The organism is Qipengyuania sp., from assembly GCF_042095715.1.
Lineage (GTDB): Bacteria > Pseudomonadota > Alphaproteobacteria > Sphingomonadales > Sphingomonadaceae > Qipengyuania.
On sequence record NZ_JBELMO010000047.1, the window covers coordinates 1 to 26,718 of the forward strand.

Annotated in this window: 25 protein-coding genes and 2 pseudogenes; 8 read left to right on the forward strand and 19 right to left on the reverse strand. The window is 62.1% G+C overall.

Going from position 1 to position 26,718, the window contains the following annotated elements; genetic code table 11:
- Positions 1 to 26: 26 nt before the first annotated feature.
- The 3 genes from ligD to ACFDTG_RS11285 are packed head-to-tail and all read right to left on the reverse strand — an operon-like array spanning position 27 to position 3,795.
- A complete protein-coding gene (gene ligD / locus ACFDTG_RS11275; protein WP_375291144.1) occupies positions 27 to 2,486 on the reverse strand; it encodes a DNA ligase D in 2,460 nt (819 codons plus the stop codon).
- The gene (locus tag ACFDTG_RS11280; RefSeq protein ID WP_375291145.1) at positions 2,483 to 2,956 is read right to left on the reverse strand and encodes an MgtC/SapB family protein; all 474 of its coding nucleotides are present in this window, start codon (positions 2,954 to 2,956) and stop codon (positions 2,483 to 2,485) included. The genes ligD and ACFDTG_RS11280 overlap by 4 nt, the downstream gene beginning before the upstream one ends.
- Positions 2,956 to 3,795, reverse strand: coding sequence for a Ku protein (locus tag ACFDTG_RS11285; RefSeq protein WP_375291146.1), 840 nt, complete (start codon positions 3,793 to 3,795; stop codon positions 2,956 to 2,958). Before ACFDTG_RS11285 ends, ACFDTG_RS11280 begins: the two co-directional genes overlap by 1 nt.
- A gap of 93 nt (positions 3,796 to 3,888) precedes the next feature.
- Here ACFDTG_RS11285 and ACFDTG_RS11290 point away from each other — a divergent pair, with 93 nt between their 5' ends.
- Positions 3,889 to 4,758 carry a TIGR00730 family Rossman fold protein gene (locus ACFDTG_RS11290; protein WP_375291147.1) on the forward strand — a complete coding sequence of 290 codons (870 nt, stop codon included), beginning with the start codon at positions 3,889 to 3,891 and terminating at the stop codon, positions 4,756 to 4,758.
- On the opposite strand, the gene thiD is transcribed toward ACFDTG_RS11290, so the two are convergent.
- The 3 genes and pseudogenes from thiD to glmM all read right to left on the reverse strand — a co-directional run bounded on the left by thiD (position 4,755) and on the right by glmM (position 7,109).
- Complete coding sequence (gene thiD, locus ACFDTG_RS11295; protein WP_375291167.1) at positions 4,755 to 5,552, reverse strand: bifunctional hydroxymethylpyrimidine kinase/phosphomethylpyrimidine kinase; 798 nt, start codon at positions 5,550 to 5,552, stop codon at positions 4,755 to 4,757. The two genes, ACFDTG_RS11290 and thiD, sit on opposite strands and share 4 nt — an antisense overlap.
- A pseudogene (locus tag ACFDTG_RS11300) lies at positions 5,552 to 5,772 on the reverse strand (DUF1272 domain-containing protein). The gene thiD and the pseudogene ACFDTG_RS11300 overlap by 1 nt, the downstream one beginning before the upstream one ends.
- Positions 5,772 to 7,109 (reverse strand): phosphoglucosamine mutase, encoded by a 1,338-nt coding sequence (glmM, locus tag ACFDTG_RS11305; RefSeq protein ID WP_375291148.1) that lies wholly within the window; start codon positions 7,107 to 7,109, stop codon positions 5,772 to 5,774. The pseudogene ACFDTG_RS11300 and the gene glmM overlap by 1 nt, the downstream one beginning before the upstream one ends.
- Positions 7,110 to 7,243: 134 nt before the next feature.
- On the opposite strand from glmM, the gene ACFDTG_RS11310 reads away from it, so the two are divergent.
- A complete protein-coding gene (locus ACFDTG_RS11310; protein WP_375291149.1) occupies positions 7,244 to 8,515 on the forward strand; it encodes a dicarboxylate/amino acid:cation symporter in 1,272 nt (423 codons plus the stop codon).
- Positions 8,516 to 8,569: 54 nt separating this feature from the next.
- Entirely contained in the window at positions 8,570 to 9,181 is a 612-nt protein-coding gene (locus ACFDTG_RS11315; RefSeq protein WP_375291150.1) for a superoxide dismutase, read from the forward strand.
- A 67-nt stretch (positions 9,182 to 9,248) separates the two neighbouring features.
- Here ACFDTG_RS11315 and ACFDTG_RS11320 read toward each other — a convergent pair whose 3' ends face one another.
- Genes ACFDTG_RS11320 through ACFDTG_RS11330 form a run of 3 tightly spaced genes read right to left on the reverse strand, consistent with a single transcriptional unit; the run spans position 9,249 to position 11,224 of the window.
- Positions 9,249 to 10,412: an AI-2E family transporter gene (locus ACFDTG_RS11320; RefSeq protein ID WP_375291151.1), complete on the reverse strand. Its 1,164-nt coding sequence runs from the start codon at positions 10,410 to 10,412 to the stop codon at positions 9,249 to 9,251.
- Between the two features lie 21 nt (positions 10,413 to 10,433).
- Positions 10,434 to 11,042 (reverse strand): sigma-70 family RNA polymerase sigma factor, encoded by a 609-nt coding sequence (locus tag ACFDTG_RS11325; RefSeq protein ID WP_375291152.1) that lies wholly within the window; start codon positions 11,040 to 11,042, stop codon positions 10,434 to 10,436.
- The gene (locus ACFDTG_RS11330; protein WP_375291153.1) at positions 11,042 to 11,224 is read right to left on the reverse strand and encodes a NepR family anti-sigma factor; all 183 of its coding nucleotides are present in this window, start codon (positions 11,222 to 11,224) and stop codon (positions 11,042 to 11,044) included. Before ACFDTG_RS11330 ends, ACFDTG_RS11325 begins: the two co-directional genes overlap by 1 nt.
- A 171-nt stretch (positions 11,225 to 11,395) precedes the next feature.
- On the opposite strand from ACFDTG_RS11330, the gene ACFDTG_RS11335 reads away from it, so the two are divergent.
- Positions 11,396 to 13,117 carry a CHASE domain-containing protein gene (locus ACFDTG_RS11335; protein ID WP_375291154.1) on the forward strand — a complete coding sequence of 574 codons (1,722 nt, stop codon included), beginning with the start codon at positions 11,396 to 11,398 and terminating at the stop codon, positions 13,115 to 13,117.
- A 60-nt stretch (positions 13,118 to 13,177) separates the two neighbouring features.
- Here ACFDTG_RS11335 and ACFDTG_RS11340 read toward each other — a convergent pair whose 3' ends face one another.
- Entirely contained in the window at positions 13,178 to 13,975 is a 798-nt protein-coding gene (locus ACFDTG_RS11340; protein WP_375291155.1) for a response regulator, read from the reverse strand.
- A gap of 231 nt (positions 13,976 to 14,206) precedes the next feature.
- On the opposite strand from ACFDTG_RS11340, the gene ACFDTG_RS11345 reads away from it, so the two are divergent.
- Positions 14,207 to 14,869: a Crp/Fnr family transcriptional regulator gene (locus ACFDTG_RS11345; protein ID WP_375291156.1), complete on the forward strand. Its 663-nt coding sequence runs from the start codon at positions 14,207 to 14,209 to the stop codon at positions 14,867 to 14,869.
- Positions 14,870 to 15,161: 292 nt separating this feature from the next.
- Here ACFDTG_RS11345 and ACFDTG_RS11350 read toward each other — a convergent pair whose 3' ends face one another.
- The gene (locus ACFDTG_RS11350) at positions 15,162 to 15,599 is read right to left on the reverse strand and encodes a response regulator (RefSeq protein WP_375291157.1); all 438 of its coding nucleotides are present in this window, start codon (positions 15,597 to 15,599) and stop codon (positions 15,162 to 15,164) included.
- Positions 15,600 to 15,720: 121 nt separating this feature from the next.
- Positions 15,721 to 16,878 carry an N-acetyltransferase gene (locus tag ACFDTG_RS11355; protein ID WP_375291158.1) on the reverse strand — a complete coding sequence of 386 codons (1,158 nt, stop codon included), beginning with the start codon at positions 16,876 to 16,878 and terminating at the stop codon, positions 15,721 to 15,723.
- Positions 16,879 to 17,014: 136 nt separating this feature from the next.
- Between ACFDTG_RS11355 and ACFDTG_RS11360 the strand changes: the two genes are divergently transcribed.
- Positions 17,015 to 18,121, forward strand: coding sequence for a fatty acid desaturase family protein (locus tag ACFDTG_RS11360; RefSeq protein WP_375291168.1), 1,107 nt, complete (start codon positions 17,015 to 17,017; stop codon positions 18,119 to 18,121).
- Positions 18,122 to 18,162: 41 nt separating this feature from the next.
- Here ACFDTG_RS11360 and ACFDTG_RS11365 read toward each other — a convergent pair whose 3' ends face one another.
- From ACFDTG_RS11365 to ACFDTG_RS11390, 6 genes are all read right to left on the reverse strand, one after another.
- The gene (locus tag ACFDTG_RS11365; protein WP_375291159.1) at positions 18,163 to 18,474 is read right to left on the reverse strand and encodes a hypothetical protein; all 312 of its coding nucleotides are present in this window, start codon (positions 18,472 to 18,474) and stop codon (positions 18,163 to 18,165) included.
- 98 nt (positions 18,475 to 18,572) lie between these two features.
- Positions 18,573 to 19,667, reverse strand: a complete 1,095-nt coding sequence (gene lptG / locus ACFDTG_RS11370) for an LPS export ABC transporter permease LptG (protein WP_375291160.1) — start codon at positions 19,665 to 19,667, stop codon at positions 18,573 to 18,575.
- Positions 19,668 to 19,682: 15 nt separating this feature from the next.
- Positions 19,683 to 20,909 (reverse strand): LptF/LptG family permease, encoded by a 1,227-nt coding sequence (locus ACFDTG_RS11375; protein WP_375291161.1) that lies wholly within the window; start codon positions 20,907 to 20,909, stop codon positions 19,683 to 19,685.
- A 229-nt stretch (positions 20,910 to 21,138) separates the two neighbouring features.
- Positions 21,139 to 21,516: an ATP-dependent Clp protease adapter ClpS gene (gene clpS, locus ACFDTG_RS11380; RefSeq protein ID WP_375291162.1), complete on the reverse strand. Its 378-nt coding sequence runs from the start codon at positions 21,514 to 21,516 to the stop codon at positions 21,139 to 21,141.
- Positions 21,517 to 21,654: 138 nt separating this feature from the next.
- A complete protein-coding gene (gene phaP / locus ACFDTG_RS11385; RefSeq protein ID WP_375291163.1) occupies positions 21,655 to 22,449 on the reverse strand; it encodes a TIGR01841 family phasin in 795 nt (264 codons plus the stop codon).
- A gap of 97 nt (positions 22,450 to 22,546) precedes the next feature.
- Positions 22,547 to 24,403 (reverse strand): PHA/PHB synthase family protein, encoded by a 1,857-nt coding sequence (locus ACFDTG_RS11390; protein ID WP_375291164.1) that lies wholly within the window; start codon positions 24,401 to 24,403, stop codon positions 22,547 to 22,549.
- A gap of 140 nt (positions 24,404 to 24,543) precedes the next feature.
- Here ACFDTG_RS11390 and ACFDTG_RS11395 point away from each other — a divergent pair, with 140 nt between their 5' ends.
- Together ACFDTG_RS11395 and ACFDTG_RS11400 are read left to right on the forward strand one after the other, a co-directional pair.
- Positions 24,544 to 25,758 (forward strand): LL-diaminopimelate aminotransferase, encoded by a 1,215-nt coding sequence (locus tag ACFDTG_RS11395; RefSeq protein ID WP_375291165.1) that lies wholly within the window; start codon positions 24,544 to 24,546, stop codon positions 25,756 to 25,758.
- A gap of 31 nt (positions 25,759 to 25,789) precedes the next feature.
- Positions 25,790 to 26,587: a crotonase/enoyl-CoA hydratase family protein gene (locus ACFDTG_RS11400; RefSeq protein ID WP_375291166.1), complete on the forward strand. Its 798-nt coding sequence runs from the start codon at positions 25,790 to 25,792 to the stop codon at positions 26,585 to 26,587.
- A 13-nt stretch (positions 26,588 to 26,600) separates the two neighbouring features.
- Here ACFDTG_RS11400 and ACFDTG_RS11405 read toward each other — a convergent pair.
- Positions 26,601 to 26,718: pseudogene (locus ACFDTG_RS11405) on the reverse strand (thioesterase family protein); the annotation flags it as partial.

The window sequence follows — 26,718 nt, forward strand, 5'->3', positions numbered from 1 at the left end:
GCGCGGTGTTCAAGTAAATATCGAACTTAACGGCCATCGAGCGGCATTTTATCGAAGGGGTGGGCATCGGCCATGTCCTTCAGTTCGCCCCAGGCGATCGGCACTGCCACAGGCGCGCCGGCGCGGGCGCGGGCGGAGTAAGGGAGCACCGCGGTGCTGCCGCGCTGGTTCCGCAGCCAGTCGATGAAGATCTTCCCCTTGCGCTTGGCCTTGCTCATGGTGGCCACGAAGCGGTCGGGTTCGGCCAGCGACAGCGCTTCGGCGAACCGGCGGGAGAAATCCTTGTGCGTGTCCCACGAATGGCCGGTGTCGAGCGGCACCACCACATGCACCCCCTTGCCCCCTGACAGCATGGCGAAGCTGACCAGCCCGAGATCGGCCAACCGGTCGCGGATATCGGTAGCGGCGGACTTCACGTCCTCAAAATCTAGTCCCTCGTCCGGATCGAGGTCGAAGATCATCCGCTCCGGCGCCTCGACATCGTCCGTTCGCGATCCCCAGCCGTGAAATTCTATGGTCCCCATCTGCACGCACTGGATCAGCCCGGCGGCATCCTCGACAAAAAGATAATCCTCGCTGCCCCCGTCTTTCTCGGTGATCGGCACGTGACGGACATGGTCGCCGAAACTGCCGCTGTCGTGTTTCTGGAAAAAGCATTTCTTGGCGCGCCCCTGCGGGCAGCGGACGAGGCTGATGGGGCGGCGCGCGGCGAAGGGGAGCATCAGCGGCGCCACGGCCTCGTAGTAATCGGCCAGTTCGCCCTTGGTCTGTCCGCTTTCGGGGAATACCACACGTTCACGGCTGGAGACTTTGACCTGTACGGCCGGGTCGGGCTGGCGATCAACCGAGTGATCGACGGTTTCCGGGACCACTTCGGCTGCGGTCTTGTCCGTTCGCAGGCCCAGAAAGCTGGCGTGGCGCACGTTCCCGTCGGCCGTGAATTCGGCAAAGGCGATCTCCGCCACCAGTTTCGGCGTCAGCCAGGTGACCCCGCGCGAACTGGTCTTGTCGACCTCTGCGGGTGGGGTCTTGCGCTCCAGAGATCGCATCTTCGTCGCCAGCTCGTCGAGCATGTCGGCGCTGAAGCCGGTCCCGACATTGCCCTTGTACATCAGCTTCTCGCCTTCGTTCAGGGCGAGCAGAAGGCTGGCGAAGGGGCGCCCCTTAGCGCTCGATTTCTTCCAGCCGATGATTACGAATTCCTGCCGCCGGGTGCATTTGACCTTGACCCAATTCTTGCTCCGGCTGGAGGAATAGCGGCCGTCGATGGTCTTGGAGATGATGCCTTCCTGCCCGGCATCGCACATCGCCTTGAACAGCTTCTCGCCGGCGCCGATCACGTGATCTGCCGTGAACAAGAGAGCTTGCGCCTGGGACAGCAAGGCCTCAAGCCGTTCCTTGCGCTCGATATTGGGAAGCTTCGTCAGATCCTCGCCCGCCAGTTCGAGAAGATCGAAGGCGTGGAACTCCAGCTTGTCGGATGACTTTTGTGCCCCGTGACCACGCTTCAGTACCGCCTGAAGCGTCGAGAAATCGGGATTCCCCTTGGCGTCGGTTGCCACGATTTCGCCGTCGATCAGGCAACTGGGCAGATCCAGCGCGGCGGTCGCTTCGACCAACGGCGCAAACTTTTCGGTCCAGTCCTTCCCGCTGCGGGTATAGACCCGCACCTCGCAGCCCCGCGCTGCGATAAGCGCGCGATAACCGTCGAATTTTATTTCGTGAATCCAGCGGTTTCCTGCCGGCACGCTGTCGACCAAAGTGGCCAGTTGCGGCTTGCGAAACTTGGGCAACGGGGCATCGCGCTTGCCCTTCGCTTTGCCCTTGGCCGCGTTGTGTGCAGACGCTTTCTCCATCTGCGCGAGAAAGGCATCGCCCGCCTTGTCCTCGAGCGAGAATTGCCCCTTCTTGTCCGCGGCGATTTCGGCCATTGATCTGCCGGTAAGGACGCTGGTGAGTTCGCGGTCCACCAACGCATCGCCCGGCTCCACATGCTCGTCGTCGAGCTTGCGCAGCAGCCAGTTTTCCCGCTTCTCTCCCGGCTTTTTCTTCAGCCTTATCAACAGCCATTGCCCCTTCATCCGTTCACCCTGAAGCGTGAAATGAAGGTGACCCTTGGCGATATCTTTCCAGCTTTTGCCCTCCACCGGCGCCCACGTGCCGCGATCCCACAGCATGACGGTGCCGCCACCATATTCGCCCTTGGGGATAGTGCCTTCGAATTCGGCGTAGGACATCGGATGATCTTCGGTGCGGACAGCCAACCGCTTGATGTCCGGATCGGGGGAGGGGCCCTTGGTCACCGCCCAGCTCTTGAGAACGCCGTCCGCCTCCAGCCGCAGGTCCCAGTGCAGCCGGGTTGCGTCATGCTTCTGGACAATGAACAGATTGCCGCCGCCCGAGCCTTCCTGCTTGCCCGATGGTTCCGCCGTCTTCTTGAAGTCGCGCTTGGCGTTGTATTCGGCAAGCGGGTCGGTCAGGCTCATCGCGTATTCGCCTCCGTTTTGGGGAAAAGCCGCCGTTCGATAATTCCGAGGACGACCAGCAGAACCAGGCCGATCGCCGCAGCCGCCGTCACCAGCGGCCACTGGCCCAGACCGCATGCGATGCCCACTATTGCCGTCAACCAGAGATAGGCGGCAGTGGTAACGTTCTTGATTTCGCCCTTGGCAAACACGACAAGTCCCGCACCCACTATACCTACGAACGCTCCGGTCGCTTCGAACAAGCGCAAAGGATCGATCCGAGTGCTGCCCAACTGGTTGTACAATGCGATGGCAGCCACCGCCATCGCCGCGCTGGAGAAGCAGATGATGCCGTGGGTCCGAAGGCCGGCAGCATGCCCCCGCAACTCGCGTTCGAGACCCAAGAGAAGTCCAAGAACGGCGGCGACCGTGAGCCGTGTCAGCAAGTCGATGTCCAGCCAGTCCGCCAGAGTGGGTGCGTTGAGTTCCATCACGCGCTCTTTTTTCGCGTGCCGCCGGACTTCTTTGCAGGAGTCTTCTCGTCTCCGACAGATTTCTTGAGTGCTGCCATCAGGTCGATGACGTTCGACCCGCTGCCGCCCGCTGGCTCGTCGACATCCTCAATGATTTTCTTGCCGTTCTTGGACTTTGCTTTCTTGTCGATCAGTTTGCGCAGCGCATCGACATAGCGGTTGGAGAACTCGCTCGCGTCGAAAGGCGCGCTGCGCTGCTCTATGAGTGTACCGGCCAGATCGAGCAGCTCCTTGGCCGGTTTCTCGTCCCCGACATCGCTGAAGAACGCCTGCCCTTTGCGCACCTCGTCCGCATAACGCAGCGTTTCCAGCAGCAGGCCTTTGCCACAAGGTTTTATGGCAACCAGCTTCTCGCTTCCGCGCATCGATAATTGCCCTAGGCCGATCTTCTTCGCTTTGCGCAAGGCATCGCGCAGCACGACGAAGGCTTCCTCGGCCAGTTCATCCTGCGGGGCGACGTAGTAGGGCTTTTCGAAATACAGCGGGTCGATCTCGTGCGCATCGACGAACTGGACGAGTTCGAGCGTGCGCTTGCTCTCGATCTTGACCGCTTCGATCTCCTCCTCGTCAAGCAGAACGTAATTGCCCTTGCTGATCTCGTAGCCCTTGACGATATCGTCGCGGTCCACGGGGCCGATACCGGAAACGACCTTTTCGTAAGAGATACGCTTCCCGCTCGGTTCGTGGATCTGCCGGAAGCTGATGGCGGCTCCACTCTTGGTGGCGGAGTAGATTTCGACCGGAATGGAGACCAGCGCCAGTCTGATCTGTCCCTGCCAATAAGCGCGTGCGGCCATGCAATTTCCCCTTTCGCGTGAATCCAAGCGTTTTCAGGCCCGCAAGGTTTCCGGCTTGCCGCAGGACGCGCCGCCCCCTATCTCCCCGCCGCCATGAATCCAGACGACGAGAGCAGCAAATTCTACCATGCGGAAGAGGAGGTGGATTTTGCCGAGAAGCAGACACCGCAGACGCCGCAAACCCGCCATCCGGCTTACAAGCTGGCCTTCCAGGATCAGGATTTCCTTCTCCGCGAAGAGCTTCGCCCGGTACGCTTCCAGCTGGAATTGTTGAAACCGCAGCTATTGCTCGATGAAGCGGGGGTGGGGTCCACTCTCGTGATGTACGGTTCGGCGCGCATTCCCCCGCCCGACGCGGTGGAAAAAGCGCTGGAGGGCGCGAAGGATCTGCCCGAGGGTGACCGCAAGGTCGTGGAGCGACTGGCCGAAAAGGCCCGCTACTATGGCGAAGCGTACAAGCTGGCGCGCATGGTCAGCGAGAAATCGATCGTGGAGCAGGGCAAGCGCCAATTCGTCATCACGTCGGGTGGCGGGCCTTCTATCATGGAGGCCGCAAACAAGGGGGCCAGCGATGCCGGGGCGGAATCGATCGGTCTCAACATCGTCCTGCCGCATGAGCAGGCGCCGAACCCCTACGTGACGCCTTATCTGAGCTTCCAGTTCCACTATTTCGCGTTGCGCAAGATGCATTTCCTGCTGCGCGCAAAGGCCGTCGCCGTCTTTCCGGGTGGCTTCGGCACCTTTGACGAGTTCTTCGAACTGTTGACACTGATCCAGACCGGCAAGATGAAGCCTATGCCCATCCTCCTGTTCGGAAAAGATTTCTGGACGCGCGTCATCAACTGGGATGCGTTCGTCGAGGAAGGCACGATCAGCGCCAGAGACATCGAACTGTTCACCTGGGTCGAGACGGCCGAAGAAGCCTGGGACCATATAGCCCGTTTCTACGACATCGAACGTTAGGCCGGGTTCCTGACGGCCTGATGCCCCAGGGGGCCGTTGCCGTTCCCGAATCCCGGCGCATTCTCGATCGCCGCACGCACGAACCGGCGGGCCAGCCGTACAGCGTTAGGCAGCGGCTGTCCGTGGCCCAGAAGCGTCGCGATGGCCGACGACAGGGTGCAGCCGGTCCCGTGCGTGTGGCCGCCCGGCAGGCGGACGTCGTCGAAAACGATGGCCTCTCCGCCCGGTACCAGGAGGATATCGGTCACGCGGGCACCCTCGCCGTGGCCGCCCTTCGCCAGCACGGCGACATCGTGTCTCTCCGCCAGCTCGTTCGCAGCCGCGCCGATCTCTTCCACGCTGCCGAGCGGCATTCCGGTCAGCGCTGCCAGTTCGGGTAGATTGGGGGTGACCAGAGCAGCGATATCCATGAGCTCGGTGAAGGCCGCGATTGTGTCGGCATCGGCCAGCGTCGCACCGCTGGTCGCGATCATGACAGGATCGAACACGATAGGGCTGCCACATTCGGCGAGGCGCCCGGCTACCGATCGAGCCGTTTTTGCCGAACCGAGCATTCCGATTTTCACGCCGTCGCTACCGATGTCGACGAGGCAGCTTTCGATCTGGGCGATGACCATATCCTCACCCAGCATTTCGACCGCCTGCACGCCGAGCGTGTTCTGAGCCGTGATTGCCGTAATGGCGGTCATCCCGTAGCCGCCCAACATCGCGATAGTTTTCAGATCGGCCTGAATGCCGGCCCCGCCCGAGCTGTCGGACCCGGCGATGGCGAGGATGCGGGGCGGTGGGTTCATCATTGAAATCGGCGGTCCGTAGCCGCGGGGTATTTCTCGAGGAGATTTGCCGATCGCACCGGCCTGTCCATCATCTCCCCGCCGCAGTTGGGGCATAGATCGTCGAGCCATCCGCGCATGCCGCGCAGAAGGTGCATTCGAAACTGCATATGAAAGCGCCGGGGACCTCTGCCGGAAGATCGGCACCGCAGCGCTCGCAATTGGGGCGCATCTCCAGCATCAGGACGCGGCCTTCACCGCTTCGCAGATTGAATCCACGATCTGCTCGATCTCGCTCGCATCGTCGCCTTCGGCCATCACCCGGATCACCGGCTCGGTGCCGGATGGCCTGATCACCAGCCTGCCCTTGCCCGAAAGCTGAGCCTCGGCATCGCGGATTGCGGTCTTCACCGATCCGTTCTCCAGCGGAGTGGCGCCTTCGTACCGGACGTTCTTCAGCAACTGGGGGACCCTTTCGAAAAGGCTGGTCAATTCGCTAACTGGCCTCTCGGACCTGACCATCGCAGCCATGACATTGAGCCCGGCGACGAGACCGTCCCCCGTGGTCGCGTGATCGAGGAGTATCATGTGCCCGGACTGTTCGCCCCCCACATTGAACCCGCCCTCGCGCATACGCTCCAGGACATAGCGGTCACCAACCTTTGTGCGTTCGAGCGAGAGGCCGAGGCCGTTCAAATACCGTTCCAGGCCCAGGTTCGACATGACGGTAGCCACTATTCCGCCACCCCGAAGTCGCTCGCGCTGCTGCAAGCGCGTGGCGATCAGCGCCATCAGCTGATCGCCATCGACTGTTTCGCCTTTCTCGTTGACCACGATAAGCCGGTCCGCGTCACCATCGAGCGCGAGCCCGATGTCTGCGCCAGTCTCACGCACCTTCTCCTTTACGGCATCGAGCGAGGTCGATCCGACGCCGGCGTTGATATTGGTACCGTTAGGCGAATTGCCGATCGTCACCAGCTCGGCGCCGAGTTCCCATATCGCGGCAGGCGCGACCTCGTAGGCCGCCCCGTGCGCGCAATCGAGCACGACCTTCAGCTTGTCGAAACGAATATCGCTGCCGATGGAGCCCTTCACGGCGTGGATATAGCGCCCGGGCGCATCATCGATCCGCCGCGCGCGCCCAATCTGCGGCGCATCGACCAGCGATGTCTTCTCGCCCATCAGCGCTTCTATCGCCAGCTCGTCATCGTCAGACAGCTTGAAACCGTCCGGCCCGAACAGCTTGATCCCATTGTCCTCGAACGGATTGTGGCTGGCGCTGATCATCACGCCCAGGTCGGCGCGCAGCTCCCGTGTCAGCAGCGCGATCGCCGGCGTGGGCAGCGGCCCCGTCATGACGACATCCATTCCCACGCTGGTGAAACCTGCGACCAAGGCGCTTTCCATCATGTAGCCGGACAGGCGCGTATCCTTGCCGATCACCACGCGATGGCGATGGTCGCCGCGCAAAAAATGCGCCCCCGCTGCCTGGCCCACCTTCATCGCGATGGCGGCCGTCATCTTGTCCGCGTTGGTGCGTCCGCGGATACCGTCGGTGCCGAAGAATTTGCGAGACATCTCGAACCTGTCGCTGCTGAAATACTGTCAACACGGCCATGGCCGCTGAGCCATGCATTGTCACTAGCTCGGGGCGCTCGGCCCACCGCAACTTGCGCTGGCGTTGTTTCGCACAGGCGCTATCGCACCGAGTCATGGCGACGCAACTCACCCCGGACGACCAGATGGTCACCGTTCGCATTCCTGCCGCGTGGACATTGGCGGGTCTTGTGGCGGGCCTGTTTGCCGGTCTGTTGCTCGCGGACAGTGCCGCCCTGGAGCCCGTGCGCTCGATCACCGACCCGCTCGGGCGACTCTGGCTCCGTGGGCTGCAAGCCACGATCGTACCGCTGGTGGCGGGATTGCTGGTGGTGGGGATCGTCAAGCTGGCGCTCGCAGCAAAGGTCGGGGCCGCGGCCCGGCGCATGCTGGGATGGATGGCAGGGGTTCTGGTCTTTTCAGGCGTGGTCGGCGTGCTGTTCACGCCTTGGCTTCTGAGCTTCTTTCCTGCTCCGGCGGCGGCTGCCGATGCGCTGTTGGTGGGCGGCGATGCGCAGGAGTTGCCAGGTCTGGCGGCCTTCGTGGAATCCGTAATCGCGCCCAACATCGTCGCTGCTGCTGCCGAGAATGCGATGTTGCCGGTGACGATCTTCTTTGCGGCGCTCGCAATAGCCATTTCGAAACTGCCGCCCTCGCAAAGGGAAGACCTGCTCGGTCTGTTTCGCGGGCTGGCCAATGCCATGCTGATCGTGATCGGCTGGGTCCTGTGGGTCGCGCCCGTCGGGGTGTTCGCCCTGGCGCTGGGCGTTGGGGCAGCGAGCGGCGGCGCCGCCTTTGCGGCATTGGGTCATTACATTCTGATCGTGGTGGCGGCCGGGTCGCTGATAATGGCGGGGGGCTATCTCCTTGCCTCGCTTGCGGGGGGCATTTCGCCCTGGCGGTTCGCCCGCGCGATCATTCCCGCGCAAACGGTCGCGCTTTCGACCCAAAGTTCGCTCGCCAGCCTCCCCGCCATGCTGGACAGTGCGCGGCGATTGAAGGTGCGCGACGAAACAGCGGAATTCGTTCTGCCGCTGTCGGTGGCGATCTTCCGCGCGACCAGCCCGGCCATGAACCTCGCCGTTGTTATGTATGTCGCGCATCTGGCAGGCATCGTGGTCGCGCCAGGGGCGATGGTGGCCGGCGTCGCCGTCGCCATCATCATCGCCCTGGGATCCGTAAGCCTGCCCGGCACGATCAGCTTCGTGGTTTCGGTAGGCCCGATCGCGCTTGCCATGGGCATTCCGATCGAACCGCTCGCTCTTCTGGTAGCAGTCGAAATGCTGCCGGACCTCATGCGAACCATCGCCAATGTGACCATGGACGTGTCCGTGACGACGGTCGTCGACAGGAAAGCGGACAAAAACCCTCCGGACATGCAACCCTAGCCGCGGATATGCGTTGGGGTGGTGACAATCAAACTTCAGCAACGGGAGTAATTCATGGCCTTCGAACTTATCGACCTGCCGTATGACGATGACGCACTGGCGCCTGCCATCTCGGCAGAAACGCTGAGCTATCACCACGGCAAGCACCACAAGGCATATATCGACAAGACCAATGCGGCGATCGAGGGCAAGGAACTCGACGGTAAGCCGCTTGAAGAGGTGATCAAGGCAGCGCGCGGAAGCGATCAGGGCCTGTTCAACAACGCGGCCCAGAGCTGGAACCATGGCTTTTACTGGCATTCGCTCGCGGGTTCGGAAACGACTGCATCGGACGAACTCAAGAGCATGATCGAGTCCGCGTTCGGTTCGACCGACGAGTTGAAAAAGAAGCTGCAGGAACGCGGCGCCGGGCACTTTGCCAGCGGCTGGGTGTGGCTGGCCGAGAAGGATGGCGAGCTTTCGATCGAGGAAACCCACGATGGAGACACGCTCGCCGACAAGGACTTCAACCCGCTGCTAACGATCGATGTGTGGGAGCACGCCTACTACCTCGATCACCAGAACGCGCGTCCGAAATATCTGGAGGCTGTGACCGGCGACAAGCTGAACTGGGCCTTTGCTTCAGAAAACCTGGCGCGTGGTACGACTTGGGAATATCCAGCCTAAGTTCGCGCTAGCGCGAAAGATATCGGCCCGTCCCGCTTGATGCGAGGCGGGCCTTCTTGTTGGCAGCTCACACCAGTTCTGGCGTCTCGTCGGGCTCTTCAAAATCGTAAGTGAAGAGAGGCTCGCCGAATATGAAGCCAACCACGTTCGGGCGGCCGAGATGATCGAAGAGAGCGGTGAGCGTAAGCAGAATGGGCACGGACAGCAGCGCGCCCAGCACGCCCCAGATCCAGGTAAAGTAGCTCAGCGCGATGAGGATCATGACGGGGTTCATAGTGAAGCGCTTACCCAGCACGGCAGGGGTGACCACGTTGGCTTCGACCGCATGCAAGCCCAGATAGGCGGCCGCCGGAAGCAGTCCCAACAGAAGATCTTCGTGCGTTCCCAATCCGAACACCGCGAGCAGGGCGGTGGTAACCATCGGTCCGATATAGGGAACGAAGTTCATCAGCATGGCAATGCCGCCCCACATGATCGGGGCTGCCAGCCCAAACGCCCAAGCACCAAGCGCAACGAGGATGCCAACGCCCGCGTTGATAAGCGCGACGGTGAGGATGTAGCTTGCGACCCGATCCTGCACTTCGCGCAGCGCCCGCGCCGCCTTGATACTGGTACCGAAGCTGGCGCGTCCGAACAACAGCTTCTGCCTCAGGCGGACACGCGCCTCGACCATGAAAAAGGTCATCAGAAGAGTGACGATGATTTCGACGACCACGCTCGGAGTGGCGAAGGCGACGGTTTCGAGAAGGCTCGGTTCGGCGAGCACAACCTCGCGATCCTCGCTCACGCCGCTGATGGCCGCGATGCGTTCGTTAAGCTGGGAAAGCCAGGCGAACTGACCTTGTAACTCACTGAATTGCTTGCCCACTCCATCGATGAGGGTCGGCATTCCCTCGATGAGGGCCAGGGCCGGTGTGAGGATAAGCGCCAGCGCCAGCAGAATGACGCCGAACATGATGAGCAGCGCGACCGCCGAGGCGAGCGTATTCGGCAGCCCTATTCGCGAAAGGCTGTCCGCCAGGGGCGAGAGTATGATCGTAAGGACCAGCGCCGAAGCGAGCGGCAGGAAAACGACCGAGCCGATCGAAAGCACGAAGGGCAGCGCGAGGAACAGCCCGATGCCCAGAAGCATCACGAGCGCAGAGGTCAGCCGCAGTTCTTCCTGAGCGAATGTCAGGCGCGGTTTGCGCGGCTCGGCAGTGGGCGCCGGGTCAGCATCGACCTCTGTCATGTCGTCCCCCTCCGACCATCTCTAGCCGCGTGCCGCCACGCCGTTGCCGGCGGCTACATCCTCCAGTTCCTCGAGGATCGCCCGATGCGCGGTATCGTCATCGAGCGAGCGCTGCGGAATCGAACCATCGGACATCATGGTATTGAGCGCGGCCCGCGCACGGCCGACGCGGCTCTTGATCGTGCCGACGGCACATCCGCAGATGTTTGCCGCTTCCTCGTAGGAAAAGCCGCCGGCTCCCACGAGCAGAAGCGCCTCCCGGCGCTCCGGCGGGAGAGTCAGCAGCGCGCGATGCAGGTCCGCGAGATGGATCGGTTCTTCCTGCCCAGCGGGCGCTGTGAGAATCCGTTCCGCGACGTTTTCGTCATATTCGCCGCGAAAGCGGTTGCGACGCATATCCGTCAGATAGGCATTGCGCAGGATCACGAAGGTCCACGCCCGCATGCTGGTGCCGGGCTCGAACCGTTCCTGCGCCGCCCATGCCTTGAGAAGTGCTTCCTGTACGAGGTCGTCGGCCATGTCCGCCCGGCCGCACAGGCCGCGCGCAAAGGCGCGCAGATGAGGTACCACGGCCGCAAGCTCGCGCTTGAAGTCGGCTTTTTCCGCGGCCGTACGCTTAGTTTCGGTCATCAGCTATCTTTGTCGTCGAGCTTGGAAAGAAGATCGCGGAAGCTGTCCGGCAGATCTTCTTCGACAACTTCATCATAAAGCTGGCGCAAACCGGCTGTCCAGCCCGGCAGATTTTTGGACGGGCGTGGCTCTGTTTGGGATTTGGGGCCGCCCGAACCCTGGTCCTTCATGGATGATGTCATAAGCCTTGGATAATGCCCCCACGCGGCGTCCGCAATCCTGCCGACGAATTTAGCAACCCTAAGAGATTTGGGAACGATGAGGCTGTTCTTCTGTTCCCGAGAGCAGTCGTATTCGCCTAATGTCCTCGATCCGCACGGTCGCACGGCGTCGCGGACTTTGGCACGGCGCCGATGCCGGGTAGAACAGGAACCGATTATCTGACCGACGATTCAACCGCTGCCCAGCCGTTCACCCGCCGATTGCTGGTAGAACATCAACGCGCCGCGCCTGTCATCATCTTCCTTCTGATCCTGACCATCACGATCGTGAGCGTGGTGGCGATCGAGCGTGGGGAAGCGCAGCGCGGTGCCTCGCAGCGCGCCCGTGTGGCGCTGGCGGTATCCTCCGCGCTCGAGCGGCGGGCATCCATCAACGCGTCTTACCTGCGGGCCGGCGCAGCGGTATTCGCGTTGCAGGACGATGTGGCGGAACCGATGTTCAGGCGCTTCGTCACCGAACTGCGGCTCGATACCGATTACCGGGGGGCCGAGGGTATAGGCTGGGCGCCGGTGATCACCCCTGCGCAAATTCCCTCCTTCGAGACGCGGCTGAGCGAGGAACTGGGCCGGCGGGTCACCGTCAGACCCTTGCCCGACGCGGGCGATCCGAGCGGCATCCTTACCCCCGTCATGTATCTTCGCCCCGATACCGCGAGAAATCGGCTGGCCATCGGGTTCGACATGAGCTCGGAGGAGGTCCGGCGCGAAGCGATGAACGCGGCGGTCAAGGATGTGCGTCCTACGGCGAGCGGGCGGATCGTGCTGGTGCAGGAAGGCAATGGCAGTGCACCGGGTTTTATCATGTATATGCCGGTCTTCGACGATCGTGGCGGTACGCGGCGCCTGAAGGGATTTGTCTTCAGCCCGTACAACGCGCAGGATTTTCTTGATGCCGCGAGCGAGGTCGTGGACGCGGAGGGGATGCAGGTCACTCTTTACGATGGGCCCGCGGGCAGCGACACGCTGATGGGATCGGCGGGTAACACAGATGTCGATCCCGGCGAGTCGCTCGGTTCCGTAACAACGCAGGAATTGCGCCTGGCCAACCGGCCGATGACGCTGTCCGTCAGGGCTTTGCGGAGCGGGTCGTTGACTCCTATCTCGATGGTCACCCTGTTGCTCGGCCTGATGGTCGCCAGTCTTCTGATGCTCGTTTCGCGCTTGCTCACCAAGCAGATCGTCGAAGACCAGCGTGCGCTCGCCTGGTTCGCGGAACAGAATTCGATCCGCAATTCGCTTACCCGCGAGCTGAACCACCGCGTGAAGAATACGCTGGCCAATGTGCTCTCCATTGTCACGCTCACCCGCAGGCGTGCCGCAAATCTCGACGAATTCGCTGATGGGCTGGACGGGCGAATCCGGGCTCTTTCGGCCACGCACGATCTGCTGACGCAATCCGAATGGGGGACCACGCCGATATCCGCCGTGGTGGCTGCGGAGCTGGCCCCGTACACCAAGCAGGAGGATGGGGTCCTGACTATGTCGGGCCCGCCGGTGGAACTGGCACCCAACGACGCCTTATCGCTCGGCCTTGCCCTTCACGAACTTGCCACCAACGCGTCCAAATACGGCGCGCTCAGCGTCGTCGACGGAAGCGTCGAGGTGTCCTGGTCGATGGAAGAGAAGAACCTTGCCAGGATCGAATGGATCGAAAGCGGCGGACCGGAGGTGCCCGCTCGCCGCCCGCGCGGCTTCGGCACCGATCTGATCGAAAAGATCGTGGCGCACGAATTGCGGCATCCCGTGGACCTCAGCTTCAAGCCGGAAGGGGTGCGCTGCACCCTGCTGGTCCCGGTTCGCCAGCCCGTCGATTTCGCGCTCAGAACGACACCGCGCGGCGTCACCGGAAAGTAACGCCGCGCGGCGATGGTAAAATTGCTGAGCGGTCGAGTTGCCGGCGCTTAGCGGCCAGCCTCAACCCACCGCGCGATTGGATCCGAAGAAGAGAGCCTGACTGATCGCAGCGCGAACGGTCTGTTCCTGGAACGGCTTGGTTACGAGATAGGTCGGCTCCGGCCGGTCGCCGGTCAGGAGCCTTTCAGGGTAGGCGGTAATGAAGATTACCGGCACCGATCCGATGGCCAGAATGTCTTCCACCGCGTCCAGGCCGGATGAACCGTCGGCAAGCTGGATGTCCGCCAGTACCAGGCCGGGCGTCCTTTCAGCAACGACCTGCTGGGCCTGGGTACGCGTCGCAGCGGTGCCGCAAATCTCGTGACCCAGCGACTGCACCAGATCTTCCAGTTGCATGGAAATGAGAGGCTCGTCCTCGATGATAAGAACGCTGGTCGCGGTTTCGCGATCGATTTCCTCGACCGCTTCCTGAACCAGTGACTGAACCTCATTGGATTCGACGCCCATGATCTCGCCTGCCTCATCCATGGAAAAATCCTCTAGCGTGGTAAGGAGCAAGGCCTGCCGGTTCAGCGGAGTAATCGCCTTCAGGCGACCGTTGGCGGTGTCCTCCCGCGCTACAGCTGGCGGCAGATCGCCGTCGGACACCTCGAGATAGGCACTGCTCCAGACCTTGTTGAAGGCCCGGTAAAGCGGGACGCGCCCGCCTTCGAGCGAAGACTTGAGTTCCGCATCCGCCAGTGCCGCTTCCAGTGTGGCGCGAACGAAAGCGTCACCGGTTGCCTGCGATCCTGTCAGAGCGCGGGCATAACGGCGCAAATACGGCAGGTTCTTGGCAATCTGTTCACCGAGCGACATGGATATAAACCCCTCCTTGAAATCGCAGCCTCAACGCGGGCCGGGTGGGTTGGTTCCTCCCCTCAAGACGTTCGGGCGCCGATTGACAAGTCCGCTGTGGGTGGCTTTTTGTCAAAGGGGGCGCGAGCTTAGAAAAGACGGGGGCCAATGATTGAAGTGACGAAACCTATTCCGTGCGACGCATGCACCCTGGGCGCGTGCCCCGGGTTGCGCCCGCACGACCCCGACGTGGTGCCTTGGCTCGAAACCTTCAAGACCGGCGAGGTAACGATCGACCGTGGCGGACAGCTTATCGAGCAGGGAAGCGAGGGCGGCGGCCTCTTTACCGTCCTGAGCGGAATGCTGATGCGCTATCAGAGCCTGGACGACGGCCGCCGGCAAATCGTCAACTTCATGTTTCCCGGAGACCTGATCGGATTGCAGGGTGCGTTCGATGGTGTCGCCAGCCATTCGGTCGAGGCCCTGCTTCCTTCGCGGTTGTGCACCTTTGATCCGGGAAAGTTCTTCGACTTGATCGCGGCGCGGCCAGCGCTCGGCTACGACATCACCTGGCTCGCCGCCAAGGAGGAGAGGGCGCTGGAAGCGCATCTCGTCGCCCTCGGCCGCCGCTCGGCGAAGGAGCGCGTCGCTTATCTGGCGATCTGGCTGCTGAGACGTGCCGTCGCCACCTGCACGGCGGTCGGACGCCATCGTCTGGAGGTGGCCATCACCCAAGCGCAGATTTCCGACATGCTCGGCCTTTCGCTGGTTCACACCAATCGGACGATCAAGGCGCTGGAGCGCGAACAGCTGGTAATCTGGAAGCCCAACGGGATCGAGATACCCGATCTGGACGCGGCGGCGCGCTACGCCCAGATAAGCGACGAGGTCGATCGCCCACGCCCTTATATCTGATGGCCGGGCCACCGAGATATTGGCGGTGGCAAAGAGGCGCGAAAAATTTTTTTTGACAAGGGGAACCGGTCGCGTGGCGGCGGATTATGACTGTATCACCGCCGAGACCCCCCCTCCCGTCCAAGCGGCTGGTGATACGATCCCGAAAGGCCTCCGTTCAAGAGAACGGAGGCCTTTTTTTCAACGAGGTCGTTTGCGATAACGCTTGAGGGTTTGAAGGGAAGGTCGTTCCATGCGGGCGAGGGGCCGCATCGGCGCTCACGCCGAGCTGGCGATTGCAGTGGTACGAGGACTAGCGCAGGGCCGTCTTGAGGCGGGCGAGCAAACCTTTGCGACACGGTTCCCTCAGCGCCGCGATAAGGCGGTTCGACGTGTATGGCTTTTCAAGAACGCTACCCAGCTCGGCGATGTGCGGGGGGATGGCGTCGGGCGTTCCGGTCGAAAATACGATGACCGGCCGATTGGCCCCCAGTGTTTCGATCAATTCGGCGATAGCCCAGCCATCGTCGCGATCGGCGAGATGGACATCGAGAATGACGGCATCCGGCGGATCGCGGCTGAGCGCCTCCAGCGCGCCGTCTGTCGTGGCGCAGACCTCCACCTCGCTCACGCCGCAATCGCGCAGTGTTTCCTCGGTCGCGATACCCAGAACCGGATCGTCCTCGACGACAAGAACCCGGCGCAGCCGCAGCTTGTCCTCGCCGGTCTTGGTTGTGGTCTCTGCTGTCATCGTCGATTTCGAACCCGCGGCCGCGGTGTGGGGCCATGGACAGTTGAACGCTGCGCTCGCAGCCTCGGTTCCCCCGCCTGCCACGCCGAGCGCGCGCTGTGTCCGGCGCACCACACTTTTTTCAGAGCGACTTGCCGTAGATCGCGTATTCCCGGTTTATGGTGCTTTCGATCGCGTTGGCGATGGCGACCATTCCCTGATTGTCGTCGAGAATCCAGCCGATCTCGCCACGGTTCGAACCGAGCATGCCATGCGCGTTTTCGCGGATGCGGCTGATCATCATGAAAGCAAGCTGGCTGGCAAGGCGCGAGCTCTGGAACTCTTTGCGCACACCCATAAGCGGGACGCGCATATCGGAGCCGTATGGCTTGCGCAGCCAGCGAAGCAGCCGCACCCAGCCGAACGGGAACAGCTTCCCGCCGGTCTGCATCAGCATCTTGTTGATATCGGGCAGCACCATCATGAAGGCGACCGGGCGACCCTCCAGTTCGGCGATCATGTTGAGCTCCGGGCGGATGAGCGGCTTCATCTTCTTCCCCGCATAGGCGATCTCGGCGAGGGTGAAGGGCACGAATCCCCAGTTGTCGGACCAGGCATCGTTGAGGATTTCGAGGACGGTCTCGATCTCCTCGCTCCAGCGGCTCTTGTCCACCGACCGTACCGAAATGCGGGAACTGCGCTCGCCCGAGGCGACGATGCGCTGGATGAGCGGCGGGAATTCCCGGCTGATATCGAGTTCGTAGGTATGGAGCGTCTTGGCGCGCGCGTAGCCCGCCCTCTCGATCCACCCAGCGTAGTGTGCGGGATGGTGGCCCATCATGATCGTGGGGGGATGGTCCTGCCCCTTCACCAGAAGGCCGGGCTCCTCCCAGATCGACAGCGAGATCGGCCCCAGCACGCGGGTCATGCCCCAGGCGCGGAGCTGATCTTCTGCCGCGCCAAGCAGTGCGCGAGCAACCTGTTCGTCCTCGGCATCGAAGTAGCCGAACAACCCGGTCCCCGGTCCGAAGCCCTGTTCCGCCGGCATCGCCAGGGCGATTTCGTCGATATGCGCGGTGATGCGCCCCACCGGCTTGCCTTCGCGATAGGCGACAAGCAGCTTCACCTTGGCGTGGCCGAAGAAGGGATTTTTGCCTGGGTCCAGCAGTTCGAGCTGTTCGGAGCGAAGCTGCGGCACGCTGTGTGGCTCTCTGCTGGCGAATGTCCGCCCCAGGTCGACGAAGGCAGCGCGCCCGGCCTTGCCCGAAACCTCCCTGATTTCTATATTCTGCTCAGTCACCGTCGGCCTCGTTCAGACTTTGGCCAGCCCTGTGTGGCGATGGCGAATTTTGTCAAGCCGCGAGCGGATCGGGCAAGTTGATCCATGACAAGGATGCCGCGTCCGAATTGATCCACCAGATTTCGAGCCTACTATGATGACCGTGCAAGAACCGATCGATGCCGCCGCCTTTGCGCGCACCTCTTCCCCCACAGCGGAGGCACCATCGCGCACGCGCAGCCCGGATGACAAGGATATGTTGCGGGCCGCCCGCGATCTGGTGAAAGACATCTCGGAACCGCGCCCCGATATCTACTGGCCTGACATGATCGTATCCGCGCTGGTCGGCTACGCTGCGCTGGCCGGCGCGATCCTGGTGCAGCCTGCCTGGCTGGCTGTGCTGCTCGGCCTGGTGGCCGCGATGGCGCTTTATCGCGCCCTGCTGTTCATTCACGAGATTTCCCACTTCCGGCGCGGCGCGATGGCGCGGTTCGCTGCCATCTGGAACGTGCTGGTCGGCGTGCCGATGCTCACGCCTTCGTTCATGTATGAAGGCGCACATGTCATCCATCACAAGCGCACGCAGTATGGCACGGTGGAAGATCCGGAATATCTGCCGCTGGCGCTGATGAAGCCGTGGTCGCTCCCACTGTTCGTGCTGATCGCCTTGCTGGCGCCCGTGGCACTGCTGTTTCGCTTCGCCATCCTGGTGCCGCTCGGGGCGATGATCCCGGCCATACGGCGCCTCACCTGGTCGCGTTTTTCCGCGCTGGCCATCAATCCTGCTTTCCGCCGGCGCCCGGTGGAAAGCGATCTGCGGCACAAGGTCTTCTGGCAGGAACTGGGCGGGTTCGTCTGGTCGTGGGTTTTGATCGGCAGCGTTTTCGTGCTGGGGTGGAAGCCCATTCTGGTTGCGCTGGCGGTGTTTTCCTTCGTTGCGGTGGTCAATCAACTGCGCACTCTGGTCGCCCATTTGTGGGAGAACGAAGGCGAACCGATGACGGTGACGGCCCAATTCCTCGACAGCGTGAATGTGCCCCCGCCGGGCTTCATAGCCGAGCTTTGGGCGCCGGTGGGCCTGCGCTATCACGCGCTGCATCACCTGATGCCATCCATGCCCTACCACTCTCTGCCTGAGGCGCATCGCAGGCTCGTGGGTGCGCTCGGCGAGACCTCTACCTATCATGGCGCCAACCATGCCGGAATGGGCGTCCTGGTGGCCAGGATCGCACGCAGCACAATGGGGCGCCGCACGGGCCTCTGACAGCGCCAGGCGCTCTTAGGTGCGAATATACCGGGGCGGGGCTACCGGTTTGGAGTGGTATCGACCTTCACACCATCGACACCGAAACGCGCGTCGATCTCTTCCGCCGTCATGGTGGCGGTGCCGCCGGGTCCGGTGGTGACAGTTGTTCCATTGCCATCGGTCACCGTAATCCCGGGCTCGGTCCGTGGCATGGGGGAGGCTGCGACTTCTTCGCCCGATCCTTGCGTATCGACGGTGGACATGTCCATTGACCCGGCTTGTGGATCGGCCACGGCGGGGGGCGCGGCGGGTTCGCTTTCGCAGGCGGCAAGGGCCAGTGCGGCAAACACGGGCAGGGCGAAATGGCGCATAATCGTCTCCTTGGCTGGGCAGGTCGGGGGTATCGCTATCGAGTCTTCGGCGCGCTTCCGGTTCTGGTCGAAGGCAGGCTTGGCATGAGCGGCGCCGATCATTCCTCTGTGCGGATCAGCATGGTCTCGCCGATCAGCAGGAACAGCAGGAAAGGGGCGAAAGCGGCCAGGAAGGGCGGATATCCGCCGAAACCGCCCATCGCCAGCGCGGCGTTGTCGACCACGAAATACGCAAAGCCAAGTGCCATGCCGATCAGTGCGCGCACGAACAGCTGCCCTGAGCGTGCCAGCCCGAAAGCGGCGATCGAACCCAGGATCGGCATCAGAATGGCGGCAAGAGGACCGGACATCTTGTGCCACCAGACCGTGCGCAATTCGTCGGCATTGCGGCCTGCGTCCCGATAGCGGTCGATCGATTCCGAGAGCCGTCCAAAATCCTGCGTTTCGGGATCGACCCGGGCCAGTTCGATCTGCTGCGGTGCCAGGCTTTCCGCTACCGTTATGCTGGGTACGTCGCGCGATGTGGCGCCCTGCACTTCGAAGATATTGGCGTCAGTCATGGTCCAGCCCGGATTGGCATATCGCGCGGTGGAAGCGGAGATGCGCTGGATGATCATGCCTTCGGGGCTGCGGCGATAGAATGTGACATCGCGCATGCGCATCGCATTGCCGGTTCCCAGCACGGTGGCGGCGGACATGATGTCGGGCCCGGTGCTGACATAGACATTGGTCCTCACATCGCTTTCGGGAGGGATGGGGCCATAATCGACGGCCTGCCACGCCTTCAGGCTTGCCGTTGCCCGCGCGACCACGCCTTCGTTGAAAGCGAAGCTGGCGGCGCTGATCACCGCCGCCGTCAACACCAGCGGCGCCAGAACCTGATGCGCCGAGAGCCCCGCCGCCTTCATCGCGATCACTTCAGAATTCTGGTTGAGCGTGACCAGGGTGATGAGAGTCGCCAGCAGGACTGCATAGGGCAGGAACCGGGCGATAAGCTGCGGGATGCGCAGGGATGCGTAATAAAGCAATTGCGGCTGCCCGTTGCCCGCCTCCAGGATCTTCCCGCTCTGGGAGAGCAGATCCATCATCAAAAGCACCAGCACCAGCATCACCAGAACGGCCGCGATACGCGCGACGAACAGCTTCGCGAGATAAAGCGTAAGAGTGCGCGAGGGCAGGAAATCGAGGTTCATGGCTGGCGTCTCGCGCTATTCGGCAGGCATCGCTTGCATGGCGCGGCTGCGCCTGCGTCGGCCGAACAGCTTGCCCAACTGCTTGGACAGTTTCGCAAACCAGCTTTCCAGCGCGCCGATGGCCTGGCCACCCGGCACATGGGCCACGCGCCAGTACATCCAGGCAATGAGCGCGGCGAAGATCAAGAAGGGCACCCACAAGGCGAGAAACGGATCGACCCGACCGAGCGAGGCCACGTCCTGCGCATATTCGTTCACCTTGTGATAGCTGACCACCATCACCACCGATACGAACACACCGAGCGCGCTGCTGGATCGTTTGGGCGGGATCGCCAGCGCGACCGCCAGAAGCGGCATCAGAGCCATCATCACGACCTCGACCAGGCGGAAGTTGAAGGCGGCCTGGCTGGCATCGCGCTCCGCGTCAGGCGTGCTACTGTTCCAGCCCACCCGCAGCAGTTCGGGCAGGATGTACTCCGCCTCCTTGCCGCCGCGCTTTCGGAATTCTTCCACTTGTGGGAGATCGATGGGCAGGTCGTTCCGCGCGAAGGTGAAGACGCGCGGGCTGGACCCGCTACCATCCTGGACGATGGTGCCGTCAAGCAGGCGCAGGATGATGGTGTCGGGATTGTCCCGCGACGCGAGGAAGGTGCCCCTGCGGGCCGAAATGGACAAGGTCTGGCCGTCTTCCGTAGAGATTCGGGCAAAGATCCCGTTGAGTTCCCGACCCCGATCTTCACTACCGTCAATCTTCAGCGCCACGCGATCCGCGATGGTGTTGAATTCGCCGACCCGGATGGCCGCACCCAGCGCACCCGATTTGAGGTCGTAATCGAGTTCTTCGTACCAGTACCGCGCCACGGGCTGGACATAGAACACGATCATCAGATTGGCCGCCATCAGAAGGGCCGTGATGATGTAGGGCACGCGCAGCAGCCTGCCATAGGACCAGCCGACCGCGCGCATAACGTCCAGTTCGCTGCTCGTTGCCAGTTTCCGGAATGCAAGCAGAATGCCCAAGAGCAGGCCGAGCGGTATGGAAAGGCTGGTATATTCGGGCATCAGCGCGGCGAGCATCTTGATGACGACGCCGGGCGGCCCGCCCTGAACTGCGACGAAATTGAGCAAGCGCTGCAACTGGTCCAGCACCAGCAGGCTGGTCGCCAACGCAAAGACCGCAAGCGTCGGCATGATCACCAGACGGGCGATATAACGATCGATGGCGGGGAAAAACCGGCTCATCCCGCGATTATCCGAGCGCCCTTGGGTCGACCCCGAAGCACCGCTTTTAAGAAATTTGGCTCAGTTGCACTTTCGCTTCGTATTGAGCGCCGTAAGACCGAAGGCAGCCGCTCGGCGTCAACTTCCACCATGCACGCCGTCCGGAGAACATCGGGGGCAGGCTGATCCATCATCGTTCCCGCCTAGCGCCGCTCGATCGGATAGGACAGACCTTTCCTCGGTCTGTCGCTCAAGCCTTCTCCAGCGTGCATTGAAGCGGGTGCTGGTTCTGCCGAGCGAAATCCATGACCTGGTTCACCTTGGTTTCGGCCACTTCATAAGGAAAAATGCCGCAGACCCCCACGCCCCTTTGGTGCACGTGAAGCATCACCCTTGTCGCTTCCTCCAGGTCCATTCTGAAAAAGCGCTTCAGGACCATAACCACGAATTCCATCGGCGTGTAATCGTCGTTCAGCAGCAGGACCTTGTACTGGCTCGGCTTCTTGGGCTTGGCGCGAGTCTTGGTGGCGATGCCGATCTGAGCATCGTCGTCGTTGTTCAACGGAGGCTCGCCAGCACCGCGTACCGGCGGGCAGGCTGCCTTGTTCGAAGGGCGGTTAAACTGCATCACAGGCGGTAATATCGTATCGCGGCGCGCAGGCGCAAGGCGTGAGAGCGCCACATGAGCCGCAAGCGCGCATGAAAAAGGGCCGGGCCGCATTTCTGCGCCCCGGCCCTTTCGTTTCGGACCCTGATCCTGATGGTGTCAGGCTGCGGTCTTGATGCGATCCATCGCGACGCTGGCGCGGCTGGAAAGCGGCGCGAACGATTCGTTGGCCAGCTTCATCCATGCTTCGGCGCTCTTCGAAGCACGCGAAACCATGGTATCCAGATTGCGGCGGGCGATTTCGCCTTGAAGCTGGAACAGCTCGGTCGGGTTCTTCACAGAAGCCATTTTCTTCACGTCTTCGGTCACGACTTCGGCGTCCGACTTGACAGTCTCGAGAGCAGTGCGGCCCATGTCCTGCATGCCGGCGGCGAGAACCTTCCCAGATTCCACCATGGCTTCGAGATTGTTCTTGTGGAACTCGGTGACGTCCTTCGTCATCTCGGTGCCCTTGTCATAGGCGGTCTTCAGGCGGGTCTGCATGTCGGCGGCGCCATCCTTGAGCTTCGCCGTGAAATCGGTGTTCGTGGTAGCCATGATCTTGTCCTTCAATTGGGAAATAGTGGGGGCAGGTTTGGACTTCTTCGCCGCGATGGACGGCTTGCCCGGAACCTTGGATGCCTTCTTGGAGACGGCCTTCCTGGTTACCGGCTTCGCGGCAGCCGACTTCATCACCGCCGGTTTGCGACCCGCGATCTTCTTCACAACATCCGCCTGTTTCGCGGCTGCGGGCTCGTCAGCGACGGCTTTGGCCACCGCATCGGTATCTACGGCCGAAGCGGACTTTTCACTCGCGACAGGCTCGGGGGTCGCCTGTTCGGCAGTCTTTTTTGCGGCGGCGTCGGCAATTGCCATTTCCGCGACGGAGTCGATCTTGCTCTGGCTGTCAGCCATGGAAACCTCACTTTGTTGCACTGCACAATATAGTGCAGCGCAAAGTGAGGTTCAAGTCTTTTTTGTGCAGCGCACAATGCTGCGGGATTGGCCGTGGTCAGGCTGATTTAACGTAGCGTCCGGGGGCATCCTCGATCACGTCGTCTCCGCGTCCGCCGGGCTTGCGTTTTCCCTTGGCGGTCACGCGCTTGGGCGACTGTTCCTCAAGCCATGCGATCCAGTCCGGCCACCAGCTTCCCTGGTGCTCTTCGGCCCCGGCGACGAATTCGTCGAAGTTACGCGAGTTCTTGTCGTTGAGCCAATACTGGTACTTGTTGGCGTCCGGGGGATTGACCACCCCGGCGATGTGCCCCGATCCCGCCAAGACGAAGCGAACGGGGCCCCGGAAATGATCGGTAAGGCGCCAGACGCTGCGTGGAGGAGCGATATGGTCCTCACGCCCCGCCTGGATATAGCAGGGGGTCTGTACCCGGGTCAGATCGATCGCCGTCCCGTCCACGCTCAGGTCCCCCGGCTTCACCAGCCGATTGTCGCGGTAGAGATCGCGCAGATAGGACTGGTGCCATTTGGCGGGCAGATTGGTCGTATCGCCGTTCCAGTACAGCAGGTCGAATGCCGGATAATCTTCGCCCAGCATGTAGTTGTTGACCACATAATTCCAGATCAGGTCTGTCCCGCGCAGGAGGTTGAACGTCGCGGCCATGTAGCGACCGTCCAGATACCCTTCCGGCGTGAGCGTTTCCAGGGTCGCAAGTTGCGAATCGTCTACGAAATTGAGCAAGTCGCCCGCTTCCTCGAAATCGACCTGCGCGGTGAAAAAGGTGGCGCTGTTGACCTTGTCCGCCTCGCCCCGCTCCGCCAGCACCGACAGCGATGCGGCCAGCGTCGTCCCCGATACACAATAGCCGATGGTGTTGACGCTGGGTACGTCGAGCCGCTCACGAATATGGTCGATGGCGGCGAACTGGGCGCGCACGTAATCGTCCCAGACCACATCCTTCATGCTGGCATCGGCGGATTTCCAGCTCACCATGAACACGGTGACGCCCTGTTCCACAGCCCAGCGCACGAAGCTCTTCTTGGGATTGAGATCCAGGATGTAGAAGCGGTTGATCCACGGCGGGAAGATGACCAGCGGCGTCTCGAACACCTCTTCGGTGGTGGGCGAATACTGGATCAACTGGAACAGGGGAGTCTCGAACACGACTTTCCCCGGCGTGGCTGCAATGCTTTCGCCAAGGGCGAACTGGCTCTCGTCGGTATGGGTAAGTTGCCCCTTCCTTAGATCGGCGAGCAAATGCTCCATGCCCTTGATCAGATTTTCACCGCGGCTCTCGATCGTGCGTTCCAGCACGACGGGATTGGTGAGCGGGAAATTCGAAGGGCTGAACGCTTCTGTCACGGACTTGGTGGCGAAGCGCAGCTTTTCCCGCTGCGCATCGGGAAGATGGTCCATATTCTCGACCATCTCCTCCATGCGCTCGCAGACCATCAGATAGCTCTGGTGGATCAGCGCAAAGGCCGGGTGGGCACGCCAGCGTTCATCGGCAAAGCGTTTGTCCTGGCGCGGCATCGTGCCATCGCCTGCCATCGGGCCCATGCCGAAACTGCCGAGCACACTCTGCCACAATTCCAGGCCTTCGTCCCACATCGCCTTCTGCTTGTCGGGATCGGCGAGGGGCATCTGCCGGTACCAGCTTTCCGCGAGCGCCATCCAACGCGAAGGATCCATGAAGGCCATGGCGTTGTGCGGATTGGCGGCCTGTTCGGCGGTATATTCCAGCCACAGGGTCTGCAGCCGTGTGCCCACCTGGGTCCAGTGCTGCATTTCCGCCGGCGTCAGCGCTCCCGCGCCCGGCAATGCGTTCACCGGCCCGAAGAACGCTTTCATCATCTGCGCAGGGCCTTCGTAAAGGCTGGTTAAGGGATCGGGGGAGTGTTTGTCGTCTGTCATCGGGCCTCCATCGGGCATGTCTCTCCGTCCCTACCAATGCAGAACCCACCGCAAGGGTTGCACGATCGGGCGAACGCGATTGCGCCTATCTGCCGATTGCTTCACATTGGCGAAGACCTTACGCGCCCAACGGACCCATCATGTCGCAAGAATTCTACCGCATCAAACGCCTGCCCCCCTATGTCATCGCGGAGGTTAACGCGTTGCGTCACGCGGCGCGCCAGAGCGGACGCGACATCATCGATCTGGGGATGGGCAATCCGGACCTGCCCCCTCCTCCGCACGTGATCGACAAACTTTGCGAGGTTGCGCGTAAGCCCGACGCGCACGGCTATTCGCAGTCCAAGGGGATTCCCGGCCTTCGCCGCGCTCAGGCCAATTACTACGAGCGGCGCTTCGGGGTTAGCGTCGATCCCGAAAGCGAAGTCGTCGTCACCATGGGATCGAAAGAGGGGCTGGCGAGCCTGGCCACCGCGATCACCGCGCCGGGCGATGTGGTGCTGGCGCCCAACCCGAGCTATCCGATCCACACCTTCGGCTTCATCATTGCGGGCGCCACGATCCGCAGCGTGCCCACGACCCCTGACGAGCGGTATTTCGCCAGTCTGGAAAAGGCGATGAGCTTTACCGTGCCAAGACCCAGCATCCTGGTGGTGAATTATCCCAGCAATCCCACGGCCGAAACGGTAGACCTCGCCTTTTACGAACGGCTGGTTTCCTGGGCGCGGGAAAACAAGGTCTTGATCATCTCCGACCTCGCTTATTCGGAACTCTATTACGATGGCAATCCCACGGTCTCCATCCTGCAGGTGAAGGGTGCGAAGGATGTGGCGATCGAATTCACCTCATTGTCGAAGACATTCTCCATGGCCGGCTGGCGCATGGGCTTCGCGGTGGGGAACAGGGATTTGATCGCTGCCATGACGCGGGTGAAGAGCTATCTCGACTACGGTGCCTTCACACCCATCCAGGCCGCCGCCTGCGCGGCGCTGAACGGCCCGCAGGACATCGTGGCAAAGAACCGCGAACTCTATCACAAGCGCCGAGACATTCTGGTGGAGACATTCGGCCGCGCGGGCTGGGACATCCCGCCGCCGCCCGCCAGCATGTTTGCCTGGGCACCACTGCCGCCCGCATTGGCCCACATGGGCAGCCTGGAATTCTCCAAGCAGATGCTGGAACACGCAGAGGTCGCGGTGGCGCCGGGTGTGGGATATGGCGAGGACGGGGAAGGCTTCGTGCGTATCGCTCTGGTGGAAAACGAGCAGCGCCTGCGCCAGGCCGCGCGCAACGTGAAGCGCTGGTTTCAGCAGATGGGCGTCAACACCCCCGCCGCCAATTCGCGCGCGGGCTGACTTTCTTTTCGCCTACCAACGGGAGATCGAAGTGACCGACAAGCGCGTTACCCTGCACCTTGACGAAAACGGCGTGGCGCAGGTCCGCCTGAACCGCTTCGACAAGCTCAACGCGCTCGATCCCGCCATGTTCGATGCCATTATCGAGGTCGGTGACAGCTTGCGGAGCCTGAAGGGCCTGCGCGCCGTGGTGCTGGCGGGGGAGGGCCGCGCGTTTTGCGCCGGCCTAGACTTGTCAAATTTCTCCGCTGGCGGTTCGAATGTGACCCGCACTCTCGCCGAGCGGACTCATGGCAATGCGAACCGCGCTCAGGAAGCCGCGATGACATGGCGCAAATGCCCCGTTCCGGTCATCGCGGCGGTGCAGGGCATCTGCTTCGGTGGCGGACTTCAGATTGCCAGCGGCGCGGACATCCGGGTCGTCCATCCCGATACCCGAATGGCAATCATGGAAATGCGCTGGGGGCTGGTGCCGGACATGGCCGGCTATGCGCTGTGGCGCGGCCTCGTTCGCACGGACGTCCTGCGCGAGCTGACCTACACCAACCGCGAATTTACCGGGCGAGAGGCGCTGGAGATCGGCCTGGCCACCTTCCTGGAGGAAGACCCGCTTTCCCGCGCTCAGGCGATTGCGACGGAGATCGCCAACCGCAATCCCGAGGCGGTGAGAGCGGCAAAGCGCCTGTTCGACGTCATGGATGATTCTGACACCGATGGGATCCTGCTGGCCGAGAGTAACGAGCAGGACGCGATCATGCGCAAGCCGAACCAGGTGGAAGCGGTGATGGCAGGAATGCAGAAACGTCCGCCGCAATTCAGCGACGTATGAGGACCGGGCAGGTTTAGCCGAAGATAGCGGCAGCCTGCATTCCCACCATGACCAGGCGGCCGTCACGATCCCACAGCCGCAACCGCTCGCTGGAATAACCGGCATCCGCGTGGTCGCTGGCGGTTTCGGCC